Origin of the sequence: Actinomadura sp. HBU206391 (genome assembly GCF_014323665.1) — a bacterium.
Taxonomy (GTDB): Bacteria; Actinomycetota; Actinomycetes; order Streptosporangiales; family Streptosporangiaceae; genus Actinomadura_C.
In genome coordinates this window covers 69,503-95,247 of sequence record NZ_JABVEB010000005.1, presented here as the reverse complement: position 1 = coordinate 95,247, position 25,745 = coordinate 69,503, and the positions used below count along the sequence as shown (strand labels likewise).

The window sequence follows — 25,745 nt, the reverse complement described above, 5'->3', positions numbered from 1 at the left end:
ACGAGTACGGCGTCCCGGACCAGGTACGTCTCCCAAGATGCACGGCATTTCCTCCCGGGGAGGCCATCTCGACCGTAGCGCGTCGGCCTCAGGCCACGAGAGGCGCGGTGCGGGTCGGCGGCGTCGCCTCGATCAGGCCGCTGTTTCTCCTCTGGTCGCGCCATGCCGGTGCGAGCGCGGCGCACAGTACGACGGCGGTGAGGGCGAATCCCATCGGGTAGCCCACCGGCCCGGCCACCAGGCCGAACCCGACCGCACCGACGCCCATCCCGCCGTCGTAGGCGAGGTTCCACAGCGCGCTGACCCGGCCGAAGTCGGCCTCGCGCACACGCTCGAACATGACGGCAAGGGTCACGTTCTGCGCCACCCCGAACCCGATCCCGAACAGTCCCATCCCGGCGATCACAGCGAGCGGTTCGTCCACCCAGATGAGCGCCGCCGTGCCTAGGGCGGCGAACAGGACGGCGGGCACCAGCAGGCGGGTGGAACCGTGCCGGTCGGCGTACCGGCCCGCGAACCAGCGTGCGAGCGGGGTCGCGCAGGACTGCGCGAGCAGGGCCGTCGCCGCAAGGTGATCCGACGCCGACAGGGCCAGCGGAAGGAACGTCAGCAGCACACCGGCCGCCAGCGTCACCGCGGCGAAGACGACCGCCGGCCCCGCGAGCCCGTCGATGCGAAGGGCCCCGAGGACACTGCCATGGGGCTCGACCCGCGCCGACCGGCCGGGCAGGCCGTGCACCGCCGCGAGCGCGAGCAGCGACAACGCCGCCCCGGTGACGAGAACCGGCCGGTGGCCGATGTTCGCGTTCAGCCACAGACCCAACGGCAGGCAGGCGATGGACGGGACCCCGACCGCCACGCCGTACAGCCCCAGCCCCTCGCCGCGGCGTTCGGCCGGTACGAGTTCGGCGATCAGGGCCGCGCCGGCCACCACCACGATGCCGAGCCCCGCACCGCGCACGAGGCAGACGCCCAGCACCAGGGGCAACGACTGCGATGCCGTCAGCGCGATGGCGGGCGCTCCGAGAAGGAACAGGCCCAGCGCCATGACCGCGCGGTATCCGTACCTGCCGAGCAGAGCCGGTACGGCGAACTCCATCAGCACGGTTCCGAGCATCATGGCGCCGGTGGCCAGCCCGGCGCCCACGCCGCCCGCTCCGCCCGCGGCCGCCAGCAGGGGGACGACCGGCATCAGGAGGTAGAAGCTCCCGAGAGAACCGATCGACGTGATCAACAGCAAGATCATGGGACGGGTCAGGATCGGCTGCGGGGCCGGCACGCTCGTGGGCCCGACGTCGGCGAGGGCAGCCGGAGGGCCGCTCTGGCCGCCGTTCTCATCGTGATACATGATCAGACCGTAAGGCGACGCCGGTCCACTGGTAAGGTCCAGTTCCGTGCCGATTGAGTGGACCGGTTTCGGGCCGGAGCTCCTGCTGCAGATCGACCGGGACCGGCCGGAGCCCCTGCGCGACCAGCTCGAAAGCGCACTGCGCGAGGCCATCCGCGCCGGCCGGCTGGCCACCGGCGAGAGACTCCCCTCCTCGCGGGCCCTGGCGCGAGACCTCGGCATCTCGCGGGGCCTGGTGACCGAGTGCTACGCGCAGCTGCAGGCCGAGGGTTACCTCGTCACGCGCCCTGGGGCGGCCACGCGCGTGGCCGCCGCCGCGTCCGCCGCCGCGTCCGCCGCCGCGTCCGCCGCCGCGTCCGCGTCCGCGTCCGCGGCCGTACGGCCGCGACCCGCGGCCACCGCGATCGCCCGGGTCGACTTCCGGCCAGGCCTGCCGGATGTGTCGAGCTTCCCCCGTGAGGACTGGAGCCGCGCACTGCGCCATGCCTGCCGCGACGCGCCCGCGCACCTGCTCGGCTACACCGACCCGTACGGAGATCGGGCGTTGCGCGACGTGCTCGCCGCCTACCTGAGGCGCGTGCGCGCAGCCGCCGCGGACGGCGCCCACACGGTCGTCTGCGCGGGCTACGCGCAGGGTCTGCAGCTCGTCCTGCGGGCCCTGGCCGGCGAGGGGGTGCGCACGGTGGCCGTCGAGGACCCCGGTGATCCCGACCAGCGCGTCATCGCCGCGACGCTGGGCCTCGGCGTCGTGGCCGTCCCCGTCGACGAAGGCGGCATCGACACCGGCGCGCTCGCGGCCACCGACGCTCGCGTCGTCGTCGTCACGCCCGCCCATCAATCGCCCACCGGCGTCGTGCTGGCTCCCGAGCGCAGGCAGGCCCTGATCGCCTGGGCCAGGGCGAACGACGCGACGATCGTCGAGGACGACTACGACGCCGAGTTCCGGTACGACCGCGAGCCGGTCGGCGCGCTCCAGGGCCTCGCCCCCGACCGGGTCGCGCTCATCGGCTCCGTCAGCAAGTCGCTGGCACCAGGGCTGCGGCTCGGCTGGATCCTGTGCCCCCCGCACCTGTCGGCCGCCATCGCCCACCACAAGGGGCTGGCCGACCGCGGATCACCGATCATCGACCAGCTGGCGCTCGCCGACCTGCTGAGGTCGGGCCGGTATGACCGCCATCTGCGCGGCATGCGCCTGCGCTACGCCGCGCGGCGTACCGCGCTCGTCGAAGCGCTCCGGCGACACGCGCCCGCTGTCGAGCTGCGCGGTCTCGCCGCAGGGTTCCACACCGTCGCCCAGCTGCCGCCCGGCACGGACGAGCAGGCGGTGGTCACGGCCGCGCGTCGCCGGTCGGTCGGGCTGTACGCGATGAGCGACTACCGACTCGAACCGCGCCCCGGGCCCGCTCAGCTCGTTCTGGGCTACGGCAACCTGACCGCCGACGCCATCTCCGAAGGAATCGACACCATCGCGGATCTGCTGCGCGGCGGCTGACCGCGCAGGAGCGGCCGACTGTCGGAAGCGGCCCGATCCTGTCCGCGTTCGGTCGTACGGTTTCGGTATGACGCTCAAGAGCGAGCTTCTGGACCTCTCCGACACCGCCTGGCGGCGACTCCGTGCCCGCGTCGAAGGACTGACCAACGAGGAGTACCTCTGGGAGCCGGCGCCCTACTGCTGGACGGTTCGCGCCGCCGGCGACGGCACCTGGCGGGCCGACGGCTCGGCGCTGCCGCCCGAGCCCGCGCCGTTCACCACGATCGCGTGGCGGCTGTCCCACGTCATCGATCTGCTGAGCGGCGAGCGGAACGCCACGTGGATCGGGGTCTCGCCCTCGGCGGCGCCGGAGCACACGGGGGCCCCGGGTACGGCGGCGGAGGCCCTCGACTTCGTGGCCGCATGTCTCGGCGGCGATCGCCCTGCTGCGGAGGCACGGCTCGCGGCCGATCCCGGCCTGCGCACGTCCCATCCGGCGATCCTCGTCCAGGCGGCGGCCGCGGGAAGCTGGGACGTCGTGGGCCTCCTGGCCGAATCCGGGTTCGAGGTGAACACCTCCGAAGGGGTTCCCGCGATCCACTACGCGGCCGGTGGGGCGAGCCGGAGCTCGTACGACTTCTCGTCGACCGCGGGGCGGACCTGAACGCGCGCGACCCGAAGTTCAACGAGACTCCGCTCGGCTGGGCGCGCTACTTCGGGCAGGACGACGTAGCCGACCTCCTGGCGTCCGTGCCCGCCTCCGCGTCCGCCGAACACCGGCGCCCGGATCGTCACCGGTGCCGGTGGGCACACCGCGAGCGCCGACCTGCTCGTCGGCGCCGACGGCATCTGGTCGGCGACCCGCACCGCCCTCGATCCTTCCGCCCCAGCCCCCGCCCCCGCCTACGGCGGGCTCTACAGCGTCTCGGGCACGGCCGAGGGAGTCACCCGGGACCTTCCACGGCTATGACCTCGAAGCGCTGCCCGTTTCCGCGGGCCGGTAGTAGAGGAGGACGTTCCCCGAGTCGAACCGCCTGGTGTCCGTCAGCGTCAGGGCGATCCGGCCGGCCGTGTCGCGGAACAGCGACCTCCCGGCGCCGAGAAGGACAGGAGCGACGATGACCCGGAGCTCGTCGACGAGGCCCAGGTCGAGCAGGCTCGCCGTCAGAGCGGAGCTGCCGAAGATCGCGATGTCCTTGCCGGGCCGCGCCTTCAGTTCGGTGAGCTCGGCGGCGATGTCGCCTGTGATCAGTCGGGTGTTGTTCCACTCGGCCCGCTCGAGGGTGCTCGACACGACGATCTTCGAAGCCTCGTTCATCATCGCCGCGATGACCGGGTCGTCGCGCTTGGCCTCGGGCGTCGGCCAGTACGACGCCATCACCTCGTAGGTGGCCCGGCCGAACACCAGCGTGTCGACCTCGTCGAGCTGCTGTGCGGCGAACTCGCCGAACTTCTCGTCGACGTTGTGCCAGTCGATCTCCTCGTTCGGGCCGGCGTGGTAGCCGTCGAGCGACACCATCATGAAAGAGAACAGCTTCCGCATGAAGACTCCTTGTGCTCACCGCAGTGGCGCCCGGTGGGGCACCTTTCACCGAGGGGTCGGAGCCGACGGCGGGTGCTCTACACGGCCGCCCACATTATTCGAAGTCGGCTTGTCGTACCTGGCTCGGTCATCCCTCGGCTCATTCGCATGTAGGCGGTTCAAGGGCCAGGACGGAGGGCACCTGTTCGGGGGCCAGAAGCCGCAACCAGCCGTAGCCGATCCCGGCGAGCCCGGTGAGCAGCCCGGGCACCTCGATGTCCCGGTGCAGCCCGCAGTGCCAGCCGGTCCGGTCGATGGAGTCCAGCACCGTCGCGGCCTGCCTGCGCACCCGGTCCCGCAGCACCGGGTCGTCCCGGTGCTCCGCGGCGAGTTGCAGGAAGTCGAGGCTGCCCGCGTCGCCGTGACAGAGCGAGTGGCCGTTGCCGAAGCCCTCCCGCAGCGTGTCTGCGATCGCCGCGTCCAGATCGGCGGTCAGGCCGAGATGGGTGACGAGGTGGGGCACGTCGAGACGGGCCAGGCCGAGACGGGCGGTGGCGCGCAGACGCGCGATCCCGATCCCCGGGGCGCCGTGGCACCACGCGACCGGCCGGTCGAACCGCCCCGGCGCGCCGCCGTCGAACTCGATCTCGATCTCCTTCTCGGTGCGGGAGAAGTCCCGTACATCCCGCCAATGGCCGCCCGCCGGGTCGAAGAGATCGCGCTCGTAGTCGAACGCCCGGGCGGCCGCGCTTCCGTACCGGTCGTCGCCGAGAATCTCCGCCGCCGCCAGCAGCGCCGCCGCGATGCCGGCGGTGCCGTGGGCGAACCCGGCCAGGGGCCGGTCGGCCAGGCCCGTGGCGACGGCCTCCGCAGGCAGCCAGGCGGCACCGCGGCCGTAGAGCCGCTGGGCCGCCAGGAGATGGTCGGCCGCCGTCCTGACCTGGTCGAGCACTCGCCCGGACGGCCGGGTGCGATAAAGCGCGGCGAGGCCGAGCACGGCGCCGGCCGCGCCGCCCATCACCTCGTACTCGGTATCGGCGATGATCGGCTCGTCCAGCCCACCCGCGATGCGGGCCGCCTCGTCGAGGAGGCCGTCGTCGGACCACAGCGCTCCGAGATGGGCCAGACCGTAGATCACGCCGCCCATCCCGGTGAACCCGATGGCTCGCCCGAGGCGACCGCGGCGCACCTGGGCGACGGCGGTACGGGCGGCATCGCCGGCGAGGCTCCGGGAGCCTGGGTCTCCGCCCAGTTCGGCGTTGTACGCCAGGAAGAGCGCGATGCCCAGCAGCCCGTCGTGCAGGCCCGGGCCCAGCACCCCGACGTTCCAGTTGCGGTACGACCCGGTGTGCGCTCCGATCCACACGGCTCCGTCGCCACCCCGTACGGCCAGCGCGGCCAGCCGGTCGGCGACGGCGGCGGCCGCGCCGGCGAGCCGGGCATCGCTCGCGGGCCGCGCCGCCGGTTCGGTCCGGTGCCGCCGGAAGAGGAACCGCTGCTCCTGCCGCACCCCGTTGACGGCGATACAGGCGCGGACCAGCCAGGTCTGCCTGGCCAGGTCCTCATCCCCGAGCCTGGCGAGGATCTCCCGGGTGACGCGCATGCCGTGCACCACCGGTACGCCGGGCACCTGCGCCCCGTGGCCGTCGACGAGCGGCCCACGGCCCGCGCCGGTGGTGAACACCGGGATGTCGCCGCGCCAGAGGTCCCGGCGCTCCGCCTCGGTGACCGCCGCCAGCCCGGGTCGCCGAGCCGCGTCGCGCCACAGCCAGTCGAAGTGCCGTTCCCGGTCCAGCCCGTCGATCATCAGGGTGGGGTGGAAGGACATGTCCAGCAACAACGCGTAGGTCATCGTGTCGCGCACCAGGACCCGTACCTCGTCATCGGCGAACGCCGCCAGGGGGCCGTCCGGCGCGGCGAGCTCGTCCCGGTGTTCCAGCAGCACCCCGTACACCTCGGTGAAGCCGCCGACGATGTCCTCGACATGGTCGGCGAGGCGGATGGGGAGCTCGCCGGCAGCGTGCGGGTCCGCCGCGTCGTCCGCATGCGCGTGCGCGTCCTCGTCCGCGTGCGTATGCGCATACGCCTGTTCATCCGCATGCGCCTGTTCATCCGCGTGCGCCTGTTCATCCGCGTGCGCCAGGCGGATCCGCATCCGATCGGTCCGGGCGTCGGCAACATGCGGCGACCGCACCACCGCACGCTCGGCCCGCGGCGCTCCGACGTCGCGCATGCCGGACAGACCGGCGCCCCAGGGGGACGGCCCGGTCGGCAGCAGACCGGCATGCAGGACCGATCCCGAGGTGAGATCGGCCGCCAGCCGCTCGGCCTCGGACTCGCCGGGTGCGCGCAGCGACGGGAGCCCCGGCTGGAACAGCGTCTCCAGGTCGACCAGCACCGGCTGATCACCGGCGGCGATCAGGTTCTCCGCATGGATGTCGCCCGCGTGCACGAGGTACAGCAGCGCGAGCAGGCCGCCCTGACGGCGGTAGAACCGCCGCGCCGCGTCCACGTCGGTGATCGGGGCGGCCGCGGCGTACTCCATCCAGCCGTGGTCGGCCCGGTCCAGGCATCGCAGCACCCGGTAACGCAGACCGGGGGTACGCGCGTTGACCCACGCCAGCAGGTCCTGGAAATGGCCCTCCACCGCGGACGGCCGGGGCTTGTAGACCACGCGCAGCCCGGAGGCGAAGCGGATCATCGCCACGGTCCGCGCCCCCCGGTGCGGATCGCCCAGCCCGGTGGTGACCTCGACGACCGGTCCCGGATCGGTGCCGGCGGCGAACGTCTCCACGATCGCGGGCAGGTCGGCGGCGAGGTGCGCCACGAACCCGGCCGCCTGGTCGGCCCAGGCCCGGCCGGTCACGGCGAGCTGCCGGGCCAGCACCGGATAGCGGACCAGCACGTTCCACCGCCGGCCCGGCTCGCGCAACCACGAGAGGAAGGAGGCGAACCGGTCCTCTGGTGTCTCGCCGATGAGCGTGCCCGCCCGCCTGGCGGCGGCCAGCTCCAGCATGCAGGTGCGCTGCACCATCGCGTTCAGCCGTGGCAACAGCCCGCGCAGTAGAAGGTCGGCGAGGTGTTCGGGCGCCGGCAGCCGCTCTGCGGCGACGGCTTCGACCGCCGCGACCAGCCGCTCGCGTACCTGGCCGGCGACCGGCTCTGCCAGGGCGAGGAACGGCAGGCCGCCGGCCTCGCCGATCCGCAGGTCCATCGGCAGTGCGTAGGCGGCGGCGAGGTCGGCCGCCCATTCCGGCTCGGGGCCGCCCTCGCCCGCCAGCACGGCGAGCAGGCCGGGCTCGTCCAGCCCGGCGGACGCGAGACGGCGGCGCCACAACACCTGCCCGTCCCCTGAACCGCCCCCTGAACCGCCCCCTGAGCCGGCCGCTGAGCCGACCGCCGCGACCTCTGCGGTGCCGTTCGATCCGGGTGAGCCGCTCGTGCCCATCGCGTCGTTCGAGCCGAACGGCACCGCCTGGCGCCAGCGTTCCCGCCGCACCTGGGCGAGGTGCAGCCGCCCGGTGTCCCGGACGCCGTCCTCGGGGACCGGACGCTCGCTCAGCGGGGTGGCCCGCCGGAACGCGCCGACCGACGGGACGGCCTCACCGCCCGCCGGCGGAGAGGCCATCGGCTGGGCCATACCGGTCACATCGATATCAGTCAGGAACCGACCTTGAAGCAGCAGATGCGAACGGCCGAGAACCAGGTGAAGACGCTCTCGGTCTCCCGCAGATCCTCGGACCGCTCGAGTTCGCGTAGTTCGGCGTCCAGATCGCCTGCGGGGTTGTCGAGTTCACGGTTCAATTCCTGTACTGCGGTGTTCGTCATGAGACTCTCTTCCATTAAGCGGCATGGCCGGCAGGCGCGACACGGAGTGCCGGCACTGCGCAGAGGTCGAGCGCACTCCCCTCTCGTGGGCGCGGTCCCGCTGGGGCATACCATGAATAACCGAGGAAGATCAGCATGTACAGGCCCAAGTTTCCGGGCCTACATTCAGGGCCCAGGGCGCCGGATGCCGCGCCGATTCCGGCCTTTATGGAGTACCGAAAGAATGGCGCCATTGAAGCCATCGGGCTGAATAATCTGAGCGCCGCCGACCGACGAGAGGACGTCATCATGGAACGTCCTTCGCGACGTGAGGACCCAAGGGACCCAGGGCCCGTTGTGACCCGGCGTACCGTGAGGGGGCCGCTGAGGCGAGGTGCGACGAGCCCGGCGGGCACCGGCTCAAACCCGGAAGTTGGTCAAGGTTCGGCCCCGCGGCGACCTCGCGGCCCGCGACAGCGGACAATGGAACCACGTCGCTAGTTCAAGGAGCCCCATTGACCGCCTCAGACACGAGCGAAAACCTGGACCTCGCCGCGAGCGCGCGGGAGATAGCAGACGGCTCACCGTCCGGATCCGTACAGAAGGCCGCCGCCGGGTCAGTGGCCGTGACCTGCGCGACCACCCGCAGCCTCGACGAGGCTCGGACCGTACTCAGCGGCGTCAAGCCCGAGCCGGTACGGCAGGCAGCCCTTGATCTCCTCGACCGGCTGTCGGTGGGCGGCTGACCCTCCGCGCCTCAGGCACGCGCCTCGCGTCTTCCTCGCCCCCTGCGACTCAGGACAGGGACAGCGCGGCCAGTGCGGCGTTGACGATGCTTCCGGGCAGCAGGTCGTGCAGCTCGTAGAGCTCCCGCACGGTGCCGGACTGGCCGAACTCGTCGACGCCCAGCGGCACGCACGGCGTTCCGAGCGCCGAACCGAGCCACGCCATGGTGTGCGAGGCCGCGTCGTGCACAGTGACGACGGGCGCGCGGTCGCCGAACACCGTACGCAGGGCACCGGGGACGCTCGGCGCGGCGGCGGTCCGTACGCTCTGCCGCAGCGTGCGCTGCCAGGCGGTGTAGATCCGGTCCAGCGAGGTCACGTCGGCCACGTGGGCGGCGATGCCCTCGTCGGCGAGCTCGGCCGCCGCGGCGAGCACCTCGGGGAGTACGGCGCCGGACGCCGCCAGGTGCACGACGGGGGCGCCGGCCGCACGGAGTTCGGGGTGGGCGTGGTGGGCGTCGAACAGCCGGTAGGCGCCGGCCAGCACCTGACGGCGCAGCACCGCGTCGCCGATCCGCGCCCGCGCGGCCTCGAACGGGGCCTGGTCGACCGGGCGAGTGGTCAGCCGGAAGTAGTAGGCGCCGTCCTCGGCGGGGGTCGCGGTGGTCGTCGAACTCGGGCCTGCGGCGATGTGCGACAGCGCGTCGCACATCAGCCAGTCGAGCGCGGTCGCGTAGGCGGGCTCGATGAAGGTCACACCGGGCAGTTCCAGGCCGACCGAGGCGGTGATGGTCGACTGGTGCGCGCCGCCTTCGGGGGCCAGGGTGACGCCGGATGGGGTGCCGGCCACGATGAACCTGGAACCGGAGTACGTGCCGTACAGGAACGCGTCGAGGCCGCGCAGGACGAACGGGTCGTACACGGTGCCGACCGGGAGCAGCGGCTGTGCGGACAGGTCCCAGGACAGGCCGAGCTGGCCGAGCAGCAGGAACAGGTTCATCTCCGAGATGCCCAGCTCGATGTGCTGACCCGAGGGCCCTTCGGCCCAGCGGAGCATCTTGTCCTCGTTCCAGGACCGGCGCTGTGCCGGGGCGAACACCCCTGTCTTGTTGATGAACCCGGCCAGGTTGGTCGAGGTCGCCACGTCGGGTGCGGTGGTGACGAGGTACGGCGCGACGTTCTCGTTGCGGGCCAGGTCGACCAGCACCCGCCCGAAGACCTCCTGAGTGGAGATCGGCCTGCTCGTCCGAACGTCGGTGCTCTCGGGCACCTCTACGGGCAGCGCCTGCTCCCGTGGGGCGCGTGCCAGCGCCTCGCGGCGGGAACCGACCCAGATCCCCGCGGGCGACGCGGGGTCGAACCGGTCCCACTCGGTCTCGCGGTCGAGCCCGTGCTCGGCCCGCAGGGTGTCGATCTGCTCCGTCGACAGCAGCGCCGAATGGTTGCGCGGATTGCCCGCGATCGGCAGCCCCCATCCCTTGACGGTGTAGGCGAACACGACGCTGGGACGATCGGTCACGGCGTCGCACTGGGCGTAGGCGTCGAGCATGGCGTCGAGGTCGTGCCCGCCGAGATCGGTGACCAGCGGCGCCAGCTCGTCGTCGGGGATGCCGGCGATGATCTGCTCCACCTCCGGCGGGGCGCCGTCGAGGAATCGTTTGCGCAGGCCGTCGCCGAGCGGCCCGAACAACGACTGGTACTGCTCGTTGGGCATCGCGTCGATCCATGCCCGCAGGTGCTCGCCGCCCGGGCGCTCGTACGCCTCACGCAGGCGGCGGCCGTACTTCACCTCGACCACATGCCAGCCGGCCGCTTCGAACTGGCCGCGCCACTGGTCGATCCGCACGCCCGGTACGACCCGGTCGAGCGACTGGCGGTTGAAGTCCACCAGCCACATCACGTTGCCGAGCCCGGTCGTCGCCGGGTCGGCGACCGCCTCCCAGATGTTGCCCTCGTCGAGCTCGGCGTCCCCGAGGATGGCGACGAAGCGTGAGGTGGGCCGCTCGCCGAAGTGGGCGTCGACGTAGCGTCGCGTCACCGCCGCGAACAGGGGCGCGGCCACCCCGAGCCCGACCGATCCGGTGGAGAAGTCGACCTCGTCGGGGTCCTTGGTGCGCGACGGGTAGGACTGGAGGCCGCCGCGAGCCCGCAGCCGCGGCAGGTAGGAACGGTCCAGGTTGCCCAGCAGATACTGGATGGAGTGGAACACCGGCGACGCGTGGGGCTTGACCGCGACCCGGTCGTCCGCGTTCAGGTGCGCGAACCATAGGGCGGTCATGGCCGTCACCAGCGATGCGCTGGACGCCTGATGCCCGCCGACCTTGACCCCGTCACCGGTCTCGCGGTCGTGGTTGGCGGCGTCCACGATCCGCGTGGAGAGCCACCGCACCCGCCGCTGGATCTCGTTCAGGACCTCGAGGTCGGGCGCGTGCTGGGGGGCGGGCCGTCGGGTCTCGTCGCGGTCGGTCACGGGCGGTCTCCAGGGTCGTACGCGGACGCCCCCGGAGGTCGTCCAGAGGCGTCCAGGCTTCGGCACGGCATGGTCAGCCGAACGAGGGGTCGGCCGAACGGGGCGCTGCGGCCGCAGTGACGCGGGTCGGCGGTCCGGGCTCACAGTTCGTTCGAGGACCTCTTGATGGTGCTGTTTGTGACTCGCCAGACGATACCGGGCATCGCCCTCCGCTCCCAGACGGCATAGGTGTCGCCGACCGGCGGGGGACGGCAGGGACCGCGTATGTGACATATGTCAAGGCCATCCCCGAGGAGCTGTGGCGGGCGCTCACCGGCGGTGAGTTCACGCGCCGCTGCTGGTTCGGCCACCGGGTGGAGCCGGAATGGCGGGCCTGCTCGGCGGGATGGCCCCGCCTGCCGTCCAGCCTGAAGAGCCGCATCGAGACCGGGAGCCCATTGCCGGTACCCGGTCCGTGACGGTGGACCCGGCGGGACCCGAAAGATCTTTTTCGACGCTCCGGGCATAACGAGGCACACCCTCACCGTTAGAATGAGGCAATCACCCTTTGCGGCGCTGAGCGCGCCTGGCTCGTCCTTGCAGCCCACCGATGGAACGTGGTGCCTCCCGAGACGTGCCCCCTCTCGGAAGGTTTTACGTGTCAGACACGCCCACGTTCGCCCAGCTCGGCCTGCCTGCTCCTCTCGTCTCAGCACTCTCCCGCCAGGGGATCGAGTCTCCGTTCCCGATCCAGGAGGCCTGCATCCCCGACGTGCTGGCCGGACGTGACGTGCTCGGACGCGGCAAGACGGGCTCGGGCAAGACGCTGGCCTTCGGACTCCCGCTGCTCACCCTGATCGCCGGGCAGAAGGCGGCGCCCAAGCGGCCGCTCGCCCTCATCCTGGTCCCCACCCGCGAGCTGGCGATGCAGGTCCAGACCAACCTGGAGCCGCTCGGGCGCAGCCTCGGCCTGCGTTTCAAGACCGTCATCGGCCAGACGTCGATGCCCCGCCAGATCGACGCGCTGCGCCGCGGCGTCGAGGTGCTCGTCGCCACCCCCGGCCGGCTCAAGGACCTGATGAGGCAAGGCGCCTGTGATCTCGGCGACATCGCCGTCACGGTCCTCGACGAGGCCGACCACATGGCCGACATGGGCTTTCTGCCCGATGTCACCGACATCCTCGACCAGGTGCGCCCGGGCGGTCAGCGGCTACTGTTCTCCGCCACCCTCGACAAGGACGTCGACGTCCTCGTGCGGCGCTATCTCAACGACCCGGTGAACCACGCGATCGGCCCGGTCGACGAGTCGGTCGACACCATGGACCACCACCTGCTGCTGGTGGCCCCCAGGGACAAGAACGCGATCACCGCCGAGATCGCCAACCGTGAGGGCCGCACGATCCTGTTCGCCCGCACCAAGCACGGCGTCGACCGGCTGGCCAAGCAGCTCGCCCAGGTGGGCGTGCGGGCCGGCGCCCTGCACGGCGGCAAGAGCCAGAACCTGCGCACGCGCACGCTGGCCGAGTTCCGTGAGGGCAGCATCAGCGTGCTCGTCGCGACCGATGTCGCGGCCCGCGGCATCCACGTGGACGACGTCAGCCTCGTCGTGCACATCGACCCCCCGGCCGACCACAAGGACTACATGCACCGCGCCGGCCGTACGGCCAGGGCGGGAGAGAGCGGCACCGTCGTCACCCTCGTGCTGCCGCACCAGGTGCGGGCCACGGCGGCGATGACCCGCCGGGCCGGCATCGACCCGTCCCGTACCAAGGTGATGGCCGGCGACGACAAGCTCGTCCGGCTCACGGGTGCGCGGCCGCCGAGCGGCGAGCCGATCATCGAGCCGGTCGTCCGCACGTCGGCGGGCCGTTCGGGCCGTGGCCGGCCCGGCGAGCGGCGCGGCAACCGCGGCCAGGGCTGGGGCGGCGGCGACCGTCTCGGCAGCAGGCCCCGAAGCGGCGAGCGGCGCGGCGGCTGGTCCGGCGAGGGCGGCGGCGACGGCGGCGGCGACCGCCATTCGTTCAAGCCGCGCACGGGCCATGGCCAGCGGGGTCAGGAGCAGCGTCCCAGCGCCGGCGGAGACCGCCGCCGCCCCCGCCCCTCCCACCAGGGCTGACCCGCACCACTCAGCCGGCTTCTTCGCGGAGCCTTTCCTGGAGCAGTTGGAGGCCTTCGAGCTCCTCCACGGTGAGTGCGGCGAGCTCGTCCATCGAGGCCAGCCGGGAACTGCCGCGCAGCGGCGGCTGCCAGCCCTCGTCGGGGTCATGGCGCCGGACGATCCTGGCCGGAACGCCGGCGACGACACAGTGGTCGGGGAACTCCCCGCGTACGACGGCGCCGCCGGCCACCGCGACGTTCCGGCCGAGCCGGGTGCCGGGCAGGATGATCGCGCCGGTGCCCAGCCAGCAGCCGTCGCCGATCACGACGGGGTTGTTCTCCGGCCACTGCCGCCCGATGGGCATGTCGAGATCGCCGTAGCTGTGATTCTGGTCGGTGATGTACACGTTCGGGCCGGTGAAGACGTTGTTGCCGATCTCGATGGACTGATGCCCGATGATCTGGTTGCCGCGGCCCAGAGAGCAGCTCTCACCGATACGTACGATCAGCTTCGGACCGAGGTCGAGCCCCGGCCCGAAGCCGGCCGACAGCGTGACGTGCGGCCCGATCAGCGTGTGGGCCCCGACGGAGATCCACCGCTCACCGTAGATGGTGCCCACCGGGAAGCCGATGCAGGCGCCTTCGCCGAGCCGGGCGAAGCGCAGCCGGCCGGGTGTGCTCGGAGTGATCTCACCGTGCCGCATCAGCCACTCCCACCCACGGTGCACGGCGACGTTGAGCATGCGGCGGATCGGCGCGGCGACCCCGTCCCTGAGCGACATGGCGGACACGGTACAGGCCACCTGCGCAGGGGATGCGCGCGGTCCGGGTGAGCCGGGCGAGCACCACGAGGCGAGCACCACGAGACAAGCGCCACACCACGAGACAAGCGCCACACCACGAGACGAGATGCGGAAGGACCCGGCGGCCACGCCGCCGGGTCCTTCGCTGCCGTCCTACGGAGATCGGATCAAGGAATGCGAGCCTGCCCGTCCGTTGACGGCTTGGTCATCGGGGACGACGGCTCCAGCACGTCCTCAGACTGCTTCGGAGAGTTCGTGGGGATGCGGCGACTCACCACCGCGCCGACCGCGCCGATCGCGCTGGCGGCCACCAGCGTCTTCATCGCGGTGTTCCGCCGCTGGCGCTGACGTCTCGGCGGCTCGACCTTGTCCGCCGCCTTGGCCAGCAGGGTGCCCACTCGCGGGCCCAACTCGGTCTCCACGTAATGCGCGGCGCGCACCAGTCGCGGTGCGCTCCACTCCCTGGCCTCGAGCATGCGCTCTGCGGCGATCACACGCGCGGCCTGTGTGGTGGGACCGAGACGTTCCTTGGCCCGGTACGCACCCTCCTTGCTCATCTCCTGCATACGCTGCAGTTGCGCACGGTCAATCTTGACCCGTGTCGACGGGCGGTATCTTTCTTTGAGGAACACGCTAACCTCCCGGATCTGCGGGGTCTCGACCCTCAACCTTCCCTGAGCGCGCAGGGTAAACCTCCCGCGTGGGAGTATGCGGTCACGCGCTGTTTTCCAAGCGCTACATGTCCGTGATCGAGGAGGAGGCAGCCTTCCGTGGCTGAACAAACCAATCAGGGGTACGGGGGAACGGGGAACTCGGAGGTGCTCGTCGCGACACTGCGCACAACGTTCGGGCCGATCGTCATTCGGCTGTTCCCCGAACATGCGCCGCAGACGGTCGGCAACTTCGTCAGCCTGGCCGAGGGCACGAGGGAATGGCTCGACCCGAACACCCAGCAGAGGTCGAGGGCGCCGCTGTACAACGGCACGATCTTCCACCGGGTGATGGACGGTTTCATGATCCAGGGCGGCGACCCGCTGGGAACGGGAACGGGCGGGCCCGGCTACGAGTTCGCCGACGAGTTCCAGTCGGGCCTTCGGTTCGACCGGCCGTATCTGCTCGCGATGGCCAACGCCGGCGCGAACACCAACGGCTCACAGTTCTTCATCACCGTCGTACCGACAGCGCACCTCAACAACCGGCACACCATTTTCGGTGAGGTCATCGAGGGCACCGATGTCGTCGACAAGATCGCCACGACGCGGACGGGCCCGATGGATCGTCCGGTGGACGACATCATCCTCGAGTCGGTGACGATCGACCGTCGCCAGTCGTAATAGAAGTATGAGTACTCGTGGACCGGTCGACTCGGAGGCGAGGCATGAACCGCGAGCGGAGCGAGCGCAATGAACCGCGAGGGGCCTCGAAGCGCGCGGAGTCGCGTGAGCGGAGCGAGCGCGAATGAATACTGATCCGCAGCCTCCTACGGGATCGGAGGCGGAGACGCCCAAGTGTTTCCGCCATTCCGACCGCGAGACGTACGTGCGGTGCACGCGTTGTGACCGTCCGATCTGCCCTGAGTGCATGCGGGTCGCGTCGGTCGGTCACCAGTGCGTCGAGTGTGTGAAAGAGGGCAACAGGGCCGTGCGCGCGCCGCGTACGGTCTTCGGTGGCAGGGTCTCGACGACCCCGGTGGTGACGTACACGCTCATCGCCGTCAACGTTGTCGTGTTCTTCCTGCAGGACAGTGCGGTGGAGGCACGCTACGGGCTGTTGCCCCCGGCCGTCGCGGACGGTCAGTACGAGAGGCTGCTCACCTCGGCGTTCCTGCACTACGGGATCGTGCACCTGCTGTTCAACATGTGGGCGCTGTACATGGTGGGGCAGCCGCTCGAGATGTGGCTCGGACGGCTGCGCTTCGCAGTGCTCTACGTGCTGAGTGCGCTCGGCGGTTCGGTCTGCGCCCTGCTGTTCGCCTCGCTGAACACGAACACGGCGGGAGCGTCCGGCGCGGTCTTCGGGCTGTTCGCAGCGATCTTCGTGGTCGCGAGACGGATGCGGTTCGACGCCCGGGGGATCGCCGTCGTGATCGGCCTCAACCTGCTGATCACCTTCACCATCCCCGGTATCAGCTGGCAGGGGCACCTCGGCGGCCTGGTGACGGGCGCGGTGCTGGCGTTCGCGTACGCCTATGCCCCACGGGACCGGCAGAAGCCGATCCAGCTCGGTGCGACCGTGGCGGTCGCCGCACTGTTCCTGGCGCTGATCGTCATCCGTGTCGGTCAGCTGACCACGCAGCTGAGCATCACCTAGTCGTGGTTTCGCAGCCGTTCGGCGAACGGCTGCGAGACCACGACGGTGGACAGGGCTGTGGACGACCTGGGGATATCAGGGCGAGTTATCCACAGGCTGTGGATGATTCTCGTGGATTGATCATCAACAAACGTGGGTACGCGTCAACGCCAGCGGGTCGCGAGCGCCAGCCCCAGGATGATTGAGGCGAACCCGATGCCCAGGTTCCAGTTGCCGAGATCGGTCATCACGGGGACCCTGGTATCGGTGCTCGCCACGACGTAGAAGGTCCCGATCCAGGCCACGCCGGCGATCCAGCATGCGACCATCGTCGGCGCCAGCCAGCGCGGGCTGACCTGGACCTTCTGCGATCTCTGCGGCGGCGTGTAGACGGCCTTCTTGCGCACTTTGGACTTGGCCACTGTGGATCGGTCTCCTCGGGCGGGCGGCGGCAGCGCGCCGGGCCACGCATGGGTGGTTTGTCGGATAGCGTAGTCGCTGGTGAGCAGCGTACGGCGTCAGACGTGGAGAAGCATCATTCCCATCCTCACACTTGCCGCGGGCACCTTGTTCGCCGCGAGTGCGAGCACCGCGCGTGGTACCGATCTGCGCGATGCCGGCCGCACCAGACTCACTCAGTTGATCACTGCCGAGCAGCGCCGCAACCAGCGGGAACGCGCTGATTACCAGCGGCTCCACCAGGATGTGGACAGCATCTCACGACAGGCCGGCCGGCGCGACGAGCGGGTGAAGCAGGCCCAGGCGCGGGCGGATGGATTGGCCGGAATCTCCGGATTCACCGCGATCAAAGGCAGCGGTCTGAGGGTGACGCTCGACGACGCCCCGCAGCGCTCCGGTCTCGGCAAGCGCGGCGGCGTCAAGCCCAATCCCGACGATCTGGTCGTCCATCAGCAGGACGTTCAGGCGGTGGTGAACGCCCTCTGGGCGGGCGGTGCACAGGGCATGCAAATAATGGACCAACGTCTGATCTCCACCAGCGCCGTCAGGTGCGTTGGCAATACGCTGATTCTGCAGGGCGTCGTCTACTCCCCGCCATTCCGGATCACCGCTGTGGGCGATCCGGGCCGGTTGCGGGTTGCGCTCGATGCCTCCCCGGACATCGCGACCTACAAGGACTATGTCACCGAGTATGGCCTCGGATACGAAGTGAAGACCCTCGACCATGTCACCCTTCCCGCCTACACCGGCAACGTGACCATGGAACACGCGACCGTGCCGCAAGCCGGCGAGCGCGACGGGATGTAGCTGCGGGGGTATGAAAAGTGCGGACACTCATTCGCGGTGTCGGCGAGCTCTGCATCACCGCGGGGATCGTCCTGCTGTTCTTCGTCACCTACGAGCTGTGGGGCACCGGTCGCTACACCCGTGAGCAGCAGGACATGCTGAGCAGGCAGCTCGCCCAGGACTGGGACCGCCCGCGGGTCACCACCGAGAAGGTGCGGCTCGGTCACGGCATGGCGCTGCTGCGCATCCCCCGGTTCGGCGAGAAGTTCCGCTACGTCGTGGTCGAGGGCGTCGATCTCGGCGATCTCCGCAAGGGGCCTGGGCACTATCCGGGGACGGCGTTGCCGGGTGAGAAGGGCAACTTCGTGGTCTCGGGCCACCGGACCACCTACTCCGCCCCGTTCAACCGGGTCGACGAGCTCCGCGACGGAGATCGGATCCTGGTCGACACCCGCGCGGGCCAGTTCGTCTACAAGGTGACCGACAAGAAGATCGTCTCTCCTCGCGAGGTGAACGTGACCGCCTCCGTCCCCTTCCACCCCAAGCAGAAGGCCGCCAAGCGGCTGATCACGCTGACTACATGCCACCCGAAATTCTCCGCCGCAAAGCGCCTGATCATCTTCGGTGAGCTGGTGCGGGAGCTCCCCCGTGCACAGGCCGGCTCGCCCGCCCACGGCTCCGGCGGGGGCACCTGATGTACATGTGGATCTGGCGTCATCTGCCCGGCACCCCTGCGACCAGGGCCGCGACCGCCGCGGCCCTGGCTCTGGTCCTGGCCGCCGTACTCTGGTACGTGGTCTTCCCGTGGCTCGAACCCAAGGTCCAGTTCGACCGCGGCGTCATCGACCACCACACCTCCGGGCCGTCCACCCCCAGACCATGAAAGCCGCGACGATGCCCGGACCTGAGGAGTTCCGCGAGGGGGGCCTCGAAGCGCCCCGAGCCGCCGCGACGGAGGTGCGGCCATGAGCAGAGTCCTCGTCGTGGACAACCACGACAGCTTCGTCTACAACATCGTTCAGTACCTGCTCGAACTGGGCGCCGACTGCGTGGTGCGGGATCGCTCCGAGGTCACGATCGCCGACGCGCGCGCTGTGGACGGCGTGTTGCTCAGCCCGGGTCCGGGGCATCCGTCCGACGCGGGTGTCTGTCTCGATCTCGTGCGTGACGCCGATCAGAGCGGGCGACCGCTGCTCGGTGTGTGCCTCGGCCATCAGGTGATCGCGGAGGCGTACGGGGCGGTCGTGTCGCGCGCGCCCGAACTGCTGCACGGATATACGAGCCTGATCCACCACACCGGTGAGGGCGTGCTGAGCGGCTTGGGCGACCCGTTCCCGGCCACCCGGTACCACTCGCTGGCGGTCGAGCCCGCGACCGTACCGGCGGAACTGGAGATCACCGCCCGCACCGACGACGGGACCATCATGGGCCTCCGGCATCGCGGACGGCCGATCGAGGGTGTTCAGTTCCATCCCGAGTCGGTGCTCAGCGAGGGCGGGCACCAACTTTTCGAAAACTGGCTGCGCAGACTCTGTAACACCGTGAGCCGCTGAAACGACTCACATGAAGAGGGCTTCCGCCATTGCCCCCGAGTGGCGGAAGCCCTCTTTCCATGTCGTCACTGCTGGCCGGGCAGGGTGATGGTCGGCTCCGGTCCGGGCGGCGGCTGCTGCTGCGCCTTGGCGACGTAGATGACCACGGTCGTGCCGGGCCGGACCTTCTGGCCCTCGTCCGGGCTCTGTCGGAACACGGTGCCCTCGGGGACATCGCCCTCCGGCGGGACCTCTCTGATCTCGACGCGCAGCTTGGCGTCCTTCAGCTGGTTGACCGCGTCGTTCTTCTGCAGACCCACGACGCCGGGCACCGTGGTCTCCTGCGGGCCGGAGGAGACGTACATGATGACCGTGGACTTCTCCTCGGCCTTGCCACCGCCGTTGGGGCTGGTCCTGATCACCATGCCCTGCAGCACCGACGTGGACGGCTGTGTTCGCGTGACCACCTTGAAGCCGACCGCCAGGAGCTCGGCCTTGGCCGCCTGCGCGGGTTGACCCCTGACGTCGGGGACCTCGACCTCCTTGACCTCTTTGCCCTTGGAGACGGTCAGGGTCACCGTCTCATCCGCGGAGATCTCCTCACCCTCCTTCGGGTCGGTACTGATGACCTTCCCGTCGGCCACGGAGTCGTCGAAGACCTCCTCGATGTCGGACTTCAGCCCAGCGTCCTCGATGGCCTTCACGGCGTCGCCCTGGTCGAGCCCCACGACCTTCGGCACGGCGATCTGCTGGCCCTTGCCCGAGTCGTCGCCGTTGCCCTTGGTCAGCATGATGCCGATCAGTGCCGCTCCGCCGAGGATCAGTACCGCCACGAGCAGCCAGATCGCGGCTTTCTTGCCGCTCCCATCGCGCTCGTCCTCGTCGTAGCGGACGGGCGGCAGGTCGTAGCCGGTGTTCACGGGCCGCTGCATCTGGGTCCGGGCCGGCGGGGCGGCGCTCATGACCTGGGTCCCGCTCATCGCCATCGTGGCCGCCGCGGAGACCGGCTGCCCCTGCAGGGCGCGCTGGATGTCGGCCCGCATCTCAGAGGTGCTCTGGTAGCGGTCGTCCGCGCTCTTGGCCATCGCCCTGAGGACGATGGCGTCGGCCCACGGCGGGATCTGCGGGTCGAGCTGGGACGGCGGGATCGGATCTTCACGTACGTGCTGGTACGCGATCGAGACGGGGGAGTCGCCCTGAAACGGCGGACGTCCGGTCAGCAGTTCGTACAGCACGCAGCCGGTCGAGTAGACGTCGCTGCGGGCGTCGACGCGCTCGCCGCGGGCCTGTTCCGGCGACAGGTACTGCGCGGTCCCGATGACCTGAGCCGTCTGGGTCATCGTCGCGGCGGAGTCGTCCATGGCTCGGGCGATGCCGAAGTCCATGACCTTGACCTCGTGCTCACGGGTCAGCATCACGTTCGCCGGCTTGATGTCCCGGTGGATGATCCCGCCGCGGTGGCTGTAGTCCAGCGCACGCAGGATGCCGTCCACGATCTCCATCGCCTTCTCCGGCCGGAGTCGGCGGGCCTGCTGGAGCAGGTCACGGAGGGTGTGGCCCTCGACGTACTCCATGACGATGTACGGGACCGGCGTGTCCCCGAACTTGTCCTCTCCGGTGTCGTACACCGCGATCACGGAGGGATGGTTGAGCGACGCGGCCGACTGCGCCTCGCGCCGGAACCTCGCCTGGGACGTGGGGTCCCTGGCCATGTCCGAGCGGAGTGTCTTGACCGCGACGACACGGTCCAGCCGGAGGTCTCGGGCACGGTAGACCTCGGCCATGCCACCGCGCCCGATGACACCATCGAGCTCGTAGCGGCCACCGAGTAGCCGAGGCTGAGTCATGTCTCGCACATTCCCTTGTCGTCTACAGCAATGCTATGAACCTAGTGCCGATCCGGCACTGCTTGACGGATCTGGCTCCGGAATCGACGGCTCAGTACTTGGATCAGGCTTGGGCGGGGTCGGCTTGGGAGTGATTGTCTGGGTCTTGCTGGGGGTCGGGCTGGCGGTCGCCGTGGGGGACGCACTCGGGGTGGGCACGGTCGTCCCTCCGTTGTCGAGTGACGGAGTCTCCTCAGGCGAGGGGGTCGATCCGACCGGGTTCGGATCGGTCAGATCCCCCTGCAGCACCGGCCCGTGCGAGGCCGGAACATCGCTGTCGTTGCCGTTGAGCCCGGCGCCCTGCCTCCCCGCCCAGGGGGACGTGATGAGGATCACACCCAGGAGCAGGACGCCCATCGCCACCGCCGCCAGGAGCAAGGGTGATCGGGGGCCGGTGCCGACGGTGGCTTCGTCGGTGGCGGCTTCGTCAATGGCGAGATCGTCGGTGGCGGCCCGTGTGGTGGCCTGTGCGGTGGTGGCCGGTCCACCGGTGATCCGTCCGGTGGCGAGGAGGTCCGGATCCTCGGCCACGTCTGATTCGTCTGATTCGACGGCGAGGTTATCCGACCTCGTGGCGTCGTCAAATTCGTCCAGGTCGAAGCCCAGGGCGAGCGACTCGCGGATGAGGTAGGCCTGGTCGGCCACCTCCTGGGCGCTGGCCGGGCGATCGGCCGGCTTCTTGGCGAGCAGTTGGCGTACGAGTTCGCGCACCGGTGCCGCGATGTCGATGGGCAGCGCCGGCGGGAAGTCCCGTACGTGCTGGAGCGCGATCGCGACCGGGGTGTCGGCGTCGAAGGGCGGCCGGCCGGTGAGGCATTCGAACGCCACCACGCCGAGCGAGTACAGGTCGGTCGAGGGGGTGATCGCCTGACCGGACGCCTGTTCCGGTGACACGTAGTGGGCGGTGCCCATCACCATGCCGGTCTGGGTCAGTGTGCTGACCGCCGCGGCCCGGGCGATGCCGAAGTCGGTCACCTTGATGGTGCTGTCGGCGGTCACCATGAGATTGCCGGGCTTGACGTCCCGGTGGATGATCCCCGCCGAGTGCGCCACCTGGAGTGCCCGTGCGACCTGCGCGATCAGATCGAGGGTGGCCTCGGGGTCGAGCCCGCCGGTACGGGCGATGATCTTGGAGAGTGGTTCGCCCGGGACGAGCTCCATGACCAGGAAGATGAGATCGTCCTGCTGGCCGTAGTCGTACACCTGGGCGATGCCGCTGTGGTGCAGTGACGCGGCGAACCTCGCCTCGGCCTGGAACCGGCTGCGGGCGGCCTCGTCGGAGACGTACTCGGGACGCAGCAGCTTGACCGCCACCGAACGGGCGAGGAGTTGGTCGGTGGCGCTCCACACCTGGCCCATTCCGCCGGTGGCCAGCAGCTCGTCGAGCTGGTAGCGGCCGTTCAGCAGGAGTTGCTCGGTCATGGAGACCCCCGCTCGGCGGTGGGCCTCCGCGTCGGGTCGCTCAACGCCGCACCGCCTGCATGATGGTCGCGGCGGGGTTGCCCGCGTTGGTGGCGGCCGCTCCGGCGCCCTCGGTGACGACGGCGAACGCGTAGCGCGGGCTCTCGACCGGGCTGTAGCCCACGAACCACCGGCTGTTGTTGGCGGCGATACCGGTCTCGGCGGTACCCGTCTTGCCGGCGATGTTGGTGCCCCGCAGGTTCGTGGCGGTACCGCTGTTCACCACGGCGGCCATCATCTGCTTGAGCTGGTCGGCGACGCCGCCGCTCATGGCCTGGGCGTACTGCTCAGGGCTCGCGCTGTAGAGCTCTGACTGGTCGTCCGCGCGCACCTTGTCCACGAGGTACGGCTTCATGATCTTGCCCTTGTTCGCCACGGCGGCCGCGACCATCGCCATCTGCAGGGGGGTCGCCCGGACGTTGGCCTGGCCGATGCCGCTCCGGCCCAGGTTGTCACCGCCCAGCGGCTGGCCGTTCGGCTCCTTGACGGGCACGTCGCTCTCGGCGCTGAACAGGTCCGGCTCGACCTGCACCTTCTTGCCGAAGCCGAATTTGGCGGCACCTGCGTTGAGCGCGGGCGCACCGAGCTTGAGCGCCATGTCACCGAACGTGGTGTTGCACGACTCGGCGAAAGCGTTGATCAGCGACGCGCTGCCGCCGCATGCCCCATGTTCGTGCGAGTTCGGCAGCGGCCTGCGCGACTCGGGCAGGATCAGCGTGCCGGTCGGGACCACGCTGTCGGTGGTGAGCCCCTTGTCGGCCATCATCGTGGCCGCGACCACGGTCTTGAACGACGATCCGGGTGGGAAGGTCTCGTTCAGCGCCTTGTTGACCAGGGGCTTGAAGTTGGCGTCGTCGAGGCGCGCGAGTTCCTTGGCGCCCTTGTCCCCCGTCTGGGGGGCGATCGCCTGCGGGTCGTAGGACGGGTAGGAGGCCAGGACCTTGATGGCCCCCGTCTTGATGTCCATGACCACCGCGGCCGCGCGGCGCGTGGTGGTGCCCTTCAGGGCGGTGTAGGCGGTGCGCTGCGCCCGGGGGTCGATCGTGGTCACCACGTTCGCGCCCTCGGTGGGCTTGCCGATGAAGGAGTCGAACCAGCGCTTGGCCGACAACCGCTTGTCCTGGCCGTCGAGCAGGGAGCTGTAGGCCACCTCGAGGCCGGACCGGCCACCGGTGGACGAGAAGAAGCCGGTGACGGGGGAGAAGATCACGCCGTCCTTGTAGTCCCGCTGGTACTTCGGGTTGCTCTTCCCGCTTTCCTTGGACGACGCCAGCGTCTCGGCGCCGGCGATGATCGAACCACGGTCGCGGTTGAAGACGTCGGCGTACTGCCGGGAGTTGAGCTTGTCCTTCCGCAGGTTCTCGGCCTCGCTGCCCTGGATGTAGTTCACATTGATCATCAGGGCGAGGATCAGCAAGAGCGCGAAGATCGACACGCGCCTCAGTGGCTTGTCTAGATCCATGGTTCCGCTCCCTGCCTCGTGCGCCCGGCCGGCGGGGCGATGCGACAGTGCGCGCCGGGAGCGGCGCTCGCGGCGCTCCCTCGCCGGTTCTCGGGTCTGCTCATCGTGTCATCACGACCTGCGTCATGCCCTCGTCCTGGATGGCTTGGGGGGGCGGCTTGCGCGCGTCGTGACTCATCCGGATCAGTAGCGCGATCAAGATCCAGTTCGCCATCAGCGACGAACCGCCCTGGGACAGGAACGGCGTCGTGAGGCCGGTCAGCGGGATCAGCCGGGTCACTCCCCCGACGATCACGAAGACCTGGAGGGCGAGGACGAACGAGACGCCGCCGGCGAACAGCTTGAGGAAGGGGTCACGCGCGGCGAGCGCGGTCTTCATACCCCGTTGCACGATCAACGCGTAGCAGACGAGCAGCGCCATGAGGCCGGTGAGGCCGAGCTCCTCGCCGAGCGAGTCGAAGATGAAGTCGCTGAACGACAGCGGTGTGCGCCAGGGCTCGCCCTGGCCGAGCCCGGTGCCGAGCACCCCGCCCTCGCCGAGCGCGTAGACGCCCTTCAGCAACTGGGCGCTGTCGGCGTACTCGCCGCCCATCTGGAGGCACTTGCCGAAGCCGTTCTCGCCAGGCTTCAGGGTGTCGGGGGCCACCGACACGACCTTGCCGCTGTCGAGCAGGCACCCGCCGTCGAAGTACGGCTTGGGGTTCTGCCAGATGTCGATTCGCTGGTTCACGTGGCCGAGGAACGGGATCAGCGTGGCCACGAAGATGCCGAAGGCCAGCAGCCCGGTGCCGATGAACACCCACGAGATCCGCTGGGTGGCGATGTAGAGCATCGACACGAACAGCCCGAAGTACAGGAGCGCGGTGCCCAGGTCCTTCTGGACGAACAGCACGCCGAGCGTGATCAACCAGATCACCAGGATCGGCATGAGGTCGCGGGCGCGCGGCAGGGAGAGGAAGCCGATCTTCTTGCCGACCAGCGACAGTGCCTGCCGCTTGTTCACCAGATAGCCGGCGAAGAAGACGACCAGCAGCAGCTTGGCGAACTCGCCCGGCTGGACCGAGAACGGGCCGATGAAGACCCAGACCCGAGCGCCGTTCACCTCGCCGCCGATGCCCGGCACGATCGGCAGGAGCAGCAGCAGAATGGCGAGGGCGCCGAGCGTGTAGGTGGAGCGCTGCAGCGTCTTGGGCGTGAGCGTGAAGCGCTGATCGCCCTTGGTGTCGCGCATCATGACCATGGCGATGACGAAGAGCGCGATGCCGATGAACGTCCACTGCAGCTGCGTGAGCGCCTTGGCCTCGTCCTCGGCGAGCTTCTGGCCCGCCTGGACGGCGGCGATCTTGGTGCGGCTTGTGTCGAGGTCGAGACGGTAGATCATCGCGATGCCGATCCCGTTGAGCAGGACCGCCAGCGGCAGCAGCACCGGATCGGCGTACGGGGTGAACCTGGCGACGACGTAATAGGCGGCGCCCGCCAGCACCGGAAGCGCGACGGAATAGAAGAACAGGCCCTTGGGCAGGCCGCCGTCCCGGGCCAGCCCCACCTGTGCGAAAGCGGCGAGCGTGACCACCATCGCGAAGACGAGCAGCGACAGTGAGGCGCCTTTTCGCGGGGTTCGCGGGACTTGTTCGGACACTGAACTCAT

Annotated in this window: 24 protein-coding genes; 11 read left to right on the top strand and 13 right to left on the bottom strand. The window is 70.0% G+C overall.

Features of this window, described 5'->3' with window-relative positions; translation table 11 throughout:
* Positions 1-88 precede the first annotated feature (88 nt).
* Positions 89-1,348, bottom strand: a complete 1,260-nt coding sequence (locus HKK72_RS04615) for an MFS transporter (protein WP_187232960.1) — start codon at positions 1,346-1,348, stop codon at positions 89-91.
* A 46-nt stretch (positions 1,349-1,394) separates the two neighbouring features.
* Here HKK72_RS04615 and HKK72_RS04610 point away from each other — a divergent pair, with 46 nt between their 5' ends.
* Both HKK72_RS04610 and HKK72_RS04605 read left to right on the top strand, forming a co-directional pair.
* On the top strand, positions 1,395-2,840 hold the full coding sequence (locus tag HKK72_RS04610; protein WP_187232959.1) for a PLP-dependent aminotransferase family protein: 1,446 nt from the start codon (positions 1,395-1,397) through the stop codon (positions 2,838-2,840).
* A 67-nt stretch (positions 2,841-2,907) separates the two neighbouring features.
* Positions 2,908-3,483: a DinB family protein gene (locus HKK72_RS04605; protein ID WP_187232958.1), complete on the top strand. Its 576-nt coding sequence runs from the start codon at positions 2,908-2,910 to the stop codon at positions 3,481-3,483.
* On the opposite strand, the gene HKK72_RS04600 is transcribed toward HKK72_RS04605, so the two are convergent.
* The 4 genes from HKK72_RS04600 to HKK72_RS04585 all read right to left on the bottom strand — a co-directional run bounded on the left by HKK72_RS04600 (position 3,420) and on the right by HKK72_RS04585 (position 8,169).
* Entirely contained in the window at positions 3,420-3,686 is a 267-nt protein-coding gene (locus HKK72_RS04600; protein ID WP_187232957.1) for a hypothetical protein, read from the bottom strand. The genes HKK72_RS04605 and HKK72_RS04600 overlap by 64 nt on opposite strands.
* Before the next feature lie 97 nt (positions 3,687-3,783).
* The gene (locus tag HKK72_RS04595; protein WP_187232956.1) at positions 3,784-4,362 is read right to left on the bottom strand and encodes a dihydrofolate reductase family protein; all 579 of its coding nucleotides are present in this window, start codon (positions 4,360-4,362) and stop codon (positions 3,784-3,786) included.
* Positions 4,363-4,501: 139 nt separating this feature from the next.
* The gene (locus HKK72_RS04590; RefSeq protein WP_187232955.1) at positions 4,502-7,969 is read right to left on the bottom strand and encodes a type 2 lanthipeptide synthetase LanM family protein; all 3,468 of its coding nucleotides are present in this window, start codon (positions 7,967-7,969) and stop codon (positions 4,502-4,504) included.
* Between the two features lie 32 nt (positions 7,970-8,001).
* On the bottom strand, positions 8,002-8,169 hold the full coding sequence (locus tag HKK72_RS04585) for a hypothetical protein (RefSeq protein ID WP_187232954.1): 168 nt from the start codon (positions 8,167-8,169) through the stop codon (positions 8,002-8,004).
* A gap of 494 nt (positions 8,170-8,663) precedes the next feature.
* On the opposite strand from HKK72_RS04585, the gene HKK72_RS04580 reads away from it, so the two are divergent.
* Positions 8,664-8,894: a hypothetical protein gene (locus HKK72_RS04580; RefSeq protein WP_187232953.1), complete on the top strand. Its 231-nt coding sequence runs from the start codon at positions 8,664-8,666 to the stop codon at positions 8,892-8,894.
* Between the two features lie 49 nt (positions 8,895-8,943).
* Here HKK72_RS04580 and HKK72_RS04575 read toward each other — a convergent pair whose 3' ends face one another.
* The gene (locus HKK72_RS04575; RefSeq protein ID WP_187232952.1) at positions 8,944-11,343 is read right to left on the bottom strand and encodes a transketolase-like TK C-terminal-containing protein; all 2,400 of its coding nucleotides are present in this window, start codon (positions 11,341-11,343) and stop codon (positions 8,944-8,946) included.
* Between the two features lie 266 nt (positions 11,344-11,609).
* Here HKK72_RS04575 and HKK72_RS04570 point away from each other — a divergent pair, with 266 nt between their 5' ends.
* Together HKK72_RS04570 and HKK72_RS04565 are read left to right on the top strand one after the other, a co-directional pair.
* Positions 11,610-11,801 (top strand): hypothetical protein, encoded by a 192-nt coding sequence (locus HKK72_RS04570; RefSeq protein WP_222720314.1) that lies wholly within the window; start codon positions 11,610-11,612, stop codon positions 11,799-11,801.
* A gap of 179 nt (positions 11,802-11,980) precedes the next feature.
* A complete protein-coding gene (locus tag HKK72_RS04565) occupies positions 11,981-13,438 on the top strand; it encodes a DEAD/DEAH box helicase (protein WP_315987071.1) in 1,458 nt (485 codons plus the stop codon).
* A 10-nt stretch (positions 13,439-13,448) separates the two neighbouring features.
* Here the strand turns inward: HKK72_RS04565 and HKK72_RS04560 are convergent, their stop codons facing one another.
* Positions 13,449-14,201 (bottom strand): acyltransferase, encoded by a 753-nt coding sequence (locus HKK72_RS04560; RefSeq protein ID WP_187232950.1) that lies wholly within the window; start codon positions 14,199-14,201, stop codon positions 13,449-13,451.
* A gap of 188 nt (positions 14,202-14,389) precedes the next feature.
* On the bottom strand, positions 14,390-14,779 hold the full coding sequence (locus HKK72_RS04555; RefSeq protein WP_187232949.1) for a hypothetical protein: 390 nt from the start codon (positions 14,777-14,779) through the stop codon (positions 14,390-14,392).
* Positions 14,780-14,992: 213 nt separating this feature from the next.
* Here HKK72_RS04555 and HKK72_RS04550 point away from each other — a divergent pair, with 213 nt between their 5' ends.
* Positions 14,993-15,556 carry a peptidylprolyl isomerase gene (locus HKK72_RS04550; protein WP_315987070.1) on the top strand — a complete coding sequence of 188 codons (564 nt, stop codon included), beginning with the start codon at positions 14,993-14,995 and terminating at the stop codon, positions 15,554-15,556.
* Positions 15,557-15,803: 247 nt separating this feature from the next.
* Positions 15,804-16,532: a rhomboid family intramembrane serine protease gene (locus HKK72_RS04545; protein ID WP_261986535.1), complete on the top strand. Its 729-nt coding sequence runs from the start codon at positions 15,804-15,806 to the stop codon at positions 16,530-16,532.
* 143 nt (positions 16,533-16,675) lie between these two features.
* Here HKK72_RS04545 and HKK72_RS04540 read toward each other — a convergent pair whose 3' ends face one another.
* The gene (locus tag HKK72_RS04540; protein WP_187232947.1) at positions 16,676-16,933 is read right to left on the bottom strand and encodes a cell division protein CrgA; all 258 of its coding nucleotides are present in this window, start codon (positions 16,931-16,933) and stop codon (positions 16,676-16,678) included.
* Between the two features lie 79 nt (positions 16,934-17,012).
* On the opposite strand from HKK72_RS04540, the gene HKK72_RS42005 reads away from it, so the two are divergent.
* From HKK72_RS42005 to HKK72_RS04520, 4 genes are all read left to right on the top strand, one after another.
* Entirely contained in the window at positions 17,013-17,777 is a 765-nt protein-coding gene (locus tag HKK72_RS42005; protein ID WP_187232946.1) for a DUF881 domain-containing protein, read from the top strand.
* A 17-nt stretch (positions 17,778-17,794) separates the two neighbouring features.
* Positions 17,795-18,451 carry a class E sortase gene (locus HKK72_RS04530; RefSeq protein ID WP_187232945.1) on the top strand — a complete coding sequence of 219 codons (657 nt, stop codon included), beginning with the start codon at positions 17,795-17,797 and terminating at the stop codon, positions 18,449-18,451.
* On the top strand, positions 18,451-18,639 hold the full coding sequence (locus tag HKK72_RS04525) for a hypothetical protein (RefSeq protein ID WP_187232944.1): 189 nt from the start codon (positions 18,451-18,453) through the stop codon (positions 18,637-18,639). Before HKK72_RS04530 ends, HKK72_RS04525 begins: the two co-directional genes overlap by 1 nt.
* Before the next feature lie 82 nt (positions 18,640-18,721).
* Positions 18,722-19,309, top strand: coding sequence for an anthranilate synthase component II (locus HKK72_RS04520; protein ID WP_187232943.1), 588 nt, complete (start codon positions 18,722-18,724; stop codon positions 19,307-19,309).
* A gap of 65 nt (positions 19,310-19,374) precedes the next feature.
* On the opposite strand, the gene pknB is transcribed toward HKK72_RS04520, so the two are convergent.
* The 4 genes from pknB to HKK72_RS04500 all read right to left on the bottom strand — a co-directional run bounded on the left by pknB (position 19,375) and on the right by HKK72_RS04500 (position 25,745).
* The gene (gene pknB / locus HKK72_RS04515; protein WP_187232942.1) at positions 19,375-21,135 is read right to left on the bottom strand and encodes a Stk1 family PASTA domain-containing Ser/Thr kinase; all 1,761 of its coding nucleotides are present in this window, start codon (positions 21,133-21,135) and stop codon (positions 19,375-19,377) included.
* 33 nt (positions 21,136-21,168) lie between these two features.
* Positions 21,169-22,596, bottom strand: a complete 1,428-nt coding sequence (locus HKK72_RS04510; RefSeq protein WP_187232941.1) for a serine/threonine-protein kinase — start codon at positions 22,594-22,596, stop codon at positions 21,169-21,171.
* A gap of 40 nt (positions 22,597-22,636) precedes the next feature.
* On the bottom strand, positions 22,637-24,097 hold the full coding sequence (locus tag HKK72_RS04505; protein WP_187232940.1) for a penicillin-binding transpeptidase domain-containing protein: 1,461 nt from the start codon (positions 24,095-24,097) through the stop codon (positions 22,637-22,639).
* 100 nt (positions 24,098-24,197) lie between these two features.
* Complete coding sequence (locus tag HKK72_RS04500; protein WP_187232939.1) at positions 24,198-25,745, bottom strand: FtsW/RodA/SpoVE family cell cycle protein; 1,548 nt, start codon at positions 25,743-25,745, stop codon at positions 24,198-24,200.

Bases quoted from the DNA above. Each gene is read 5' to 3' on its own strand.
- HKK72_RS04615 (WP_187232960.1), bottom strand. From the start codon at position 1,348: ATGTATCACGATGAGAACGGCGGCCAGAGCGGCCCTCCGGCTGCCCTC.
- HKK72_RS04605 (WP_187232958.1), top strand. From the start codon at position 2,908: ATGACGCTCAAGAGCGAGCTTCTGGACCTCTCCGACACCGCCTGGCGG.
- HKK72_RS04595 (WP_187232956.1), bottom strand. From the start codon at position 4,362: ATGCGGAAGCTGTTCTCTTTCATGATGGTGTCGCTCGACGGCTACCAC.
- HKK72_RS04590 (WP_187232955.1), bottom strand. From the start codon at position 7,969: ATGGCCTCTCCGCCGGCGGGCGGTGAGGCCGTCCCGTCGGTCGGCGCG.
- HKK72_RS04585 (WP_187232954.1), bottom strand. From the start codon at position 8,169: ATGACGAACACCGCAGTACAGGAATTGAACCGTGAACTCGACAACCCC.
- HKK72_RS04560 (WP_187232950.1), bottom strand. From the start codon at position 14,201: ATGTCGCTCAGGGACGGGGTCGCCGCGCCGATCCGCCGCATGCTCAAC.
- HKK72_RS04555 (WP_187232949.1), bottom strand. From the start codon at position 14,779: ATGAGCAAGGAGGGTGCGTACCGGGCCAAGGAACGTCTCGGTCCCACC.
- HKK72_RS04545 (WP_261986535.1), top strand. From the start codon at position 15,804: ATGCGGGTCGCGTCGGTCGGTCACCAGTGCGTCGAGTGTGTGAAAGAG.
- HKK72_RS04525 (WP_187232944.1), top strand. From the start codon at position 18,451: ATGTACATGTGGATCTGGCGTCATCTGCCCGGCACCCCTGCGACCAGG.
- HKK72_RS04520 (WP_187232943.1), top strand. From the start codon at position 18,722: ATGAGCAGAGTCCTCGTCGTGGACAACCACGACAGCTTCGTCTACAAC.
- pknB (WP_187232942.1), bottom strand. From the start codon at position 21,135: ATGACTCAGCCTCGGCTACTCGGTGGCCGCTACGAGCTCGATGGTGTC.
- HKK72_RS04510 (WP_187232941.1), bottom strand. From the start codon at position 22,596: ATGACCGAGCAACTCCTGCTGAACGGCCGCTACCAGCTCGACGAGCTG.
- HKK72_RS04505 (WP_187232940.1), bottom strand. From the start codon at position 24,097: ATGGATCTAGACAAGCCACTGAGGCGCGTGTCGATCTTCGCGCTCTTG.
- HKK72_RS04500 (WP_187232939.1), bottom strand. From the start codon at position 25,745: ATGAGTTCAGTGTCCGAACAAGTCCCGCGAACCCCGCGAAAAGGCGCC.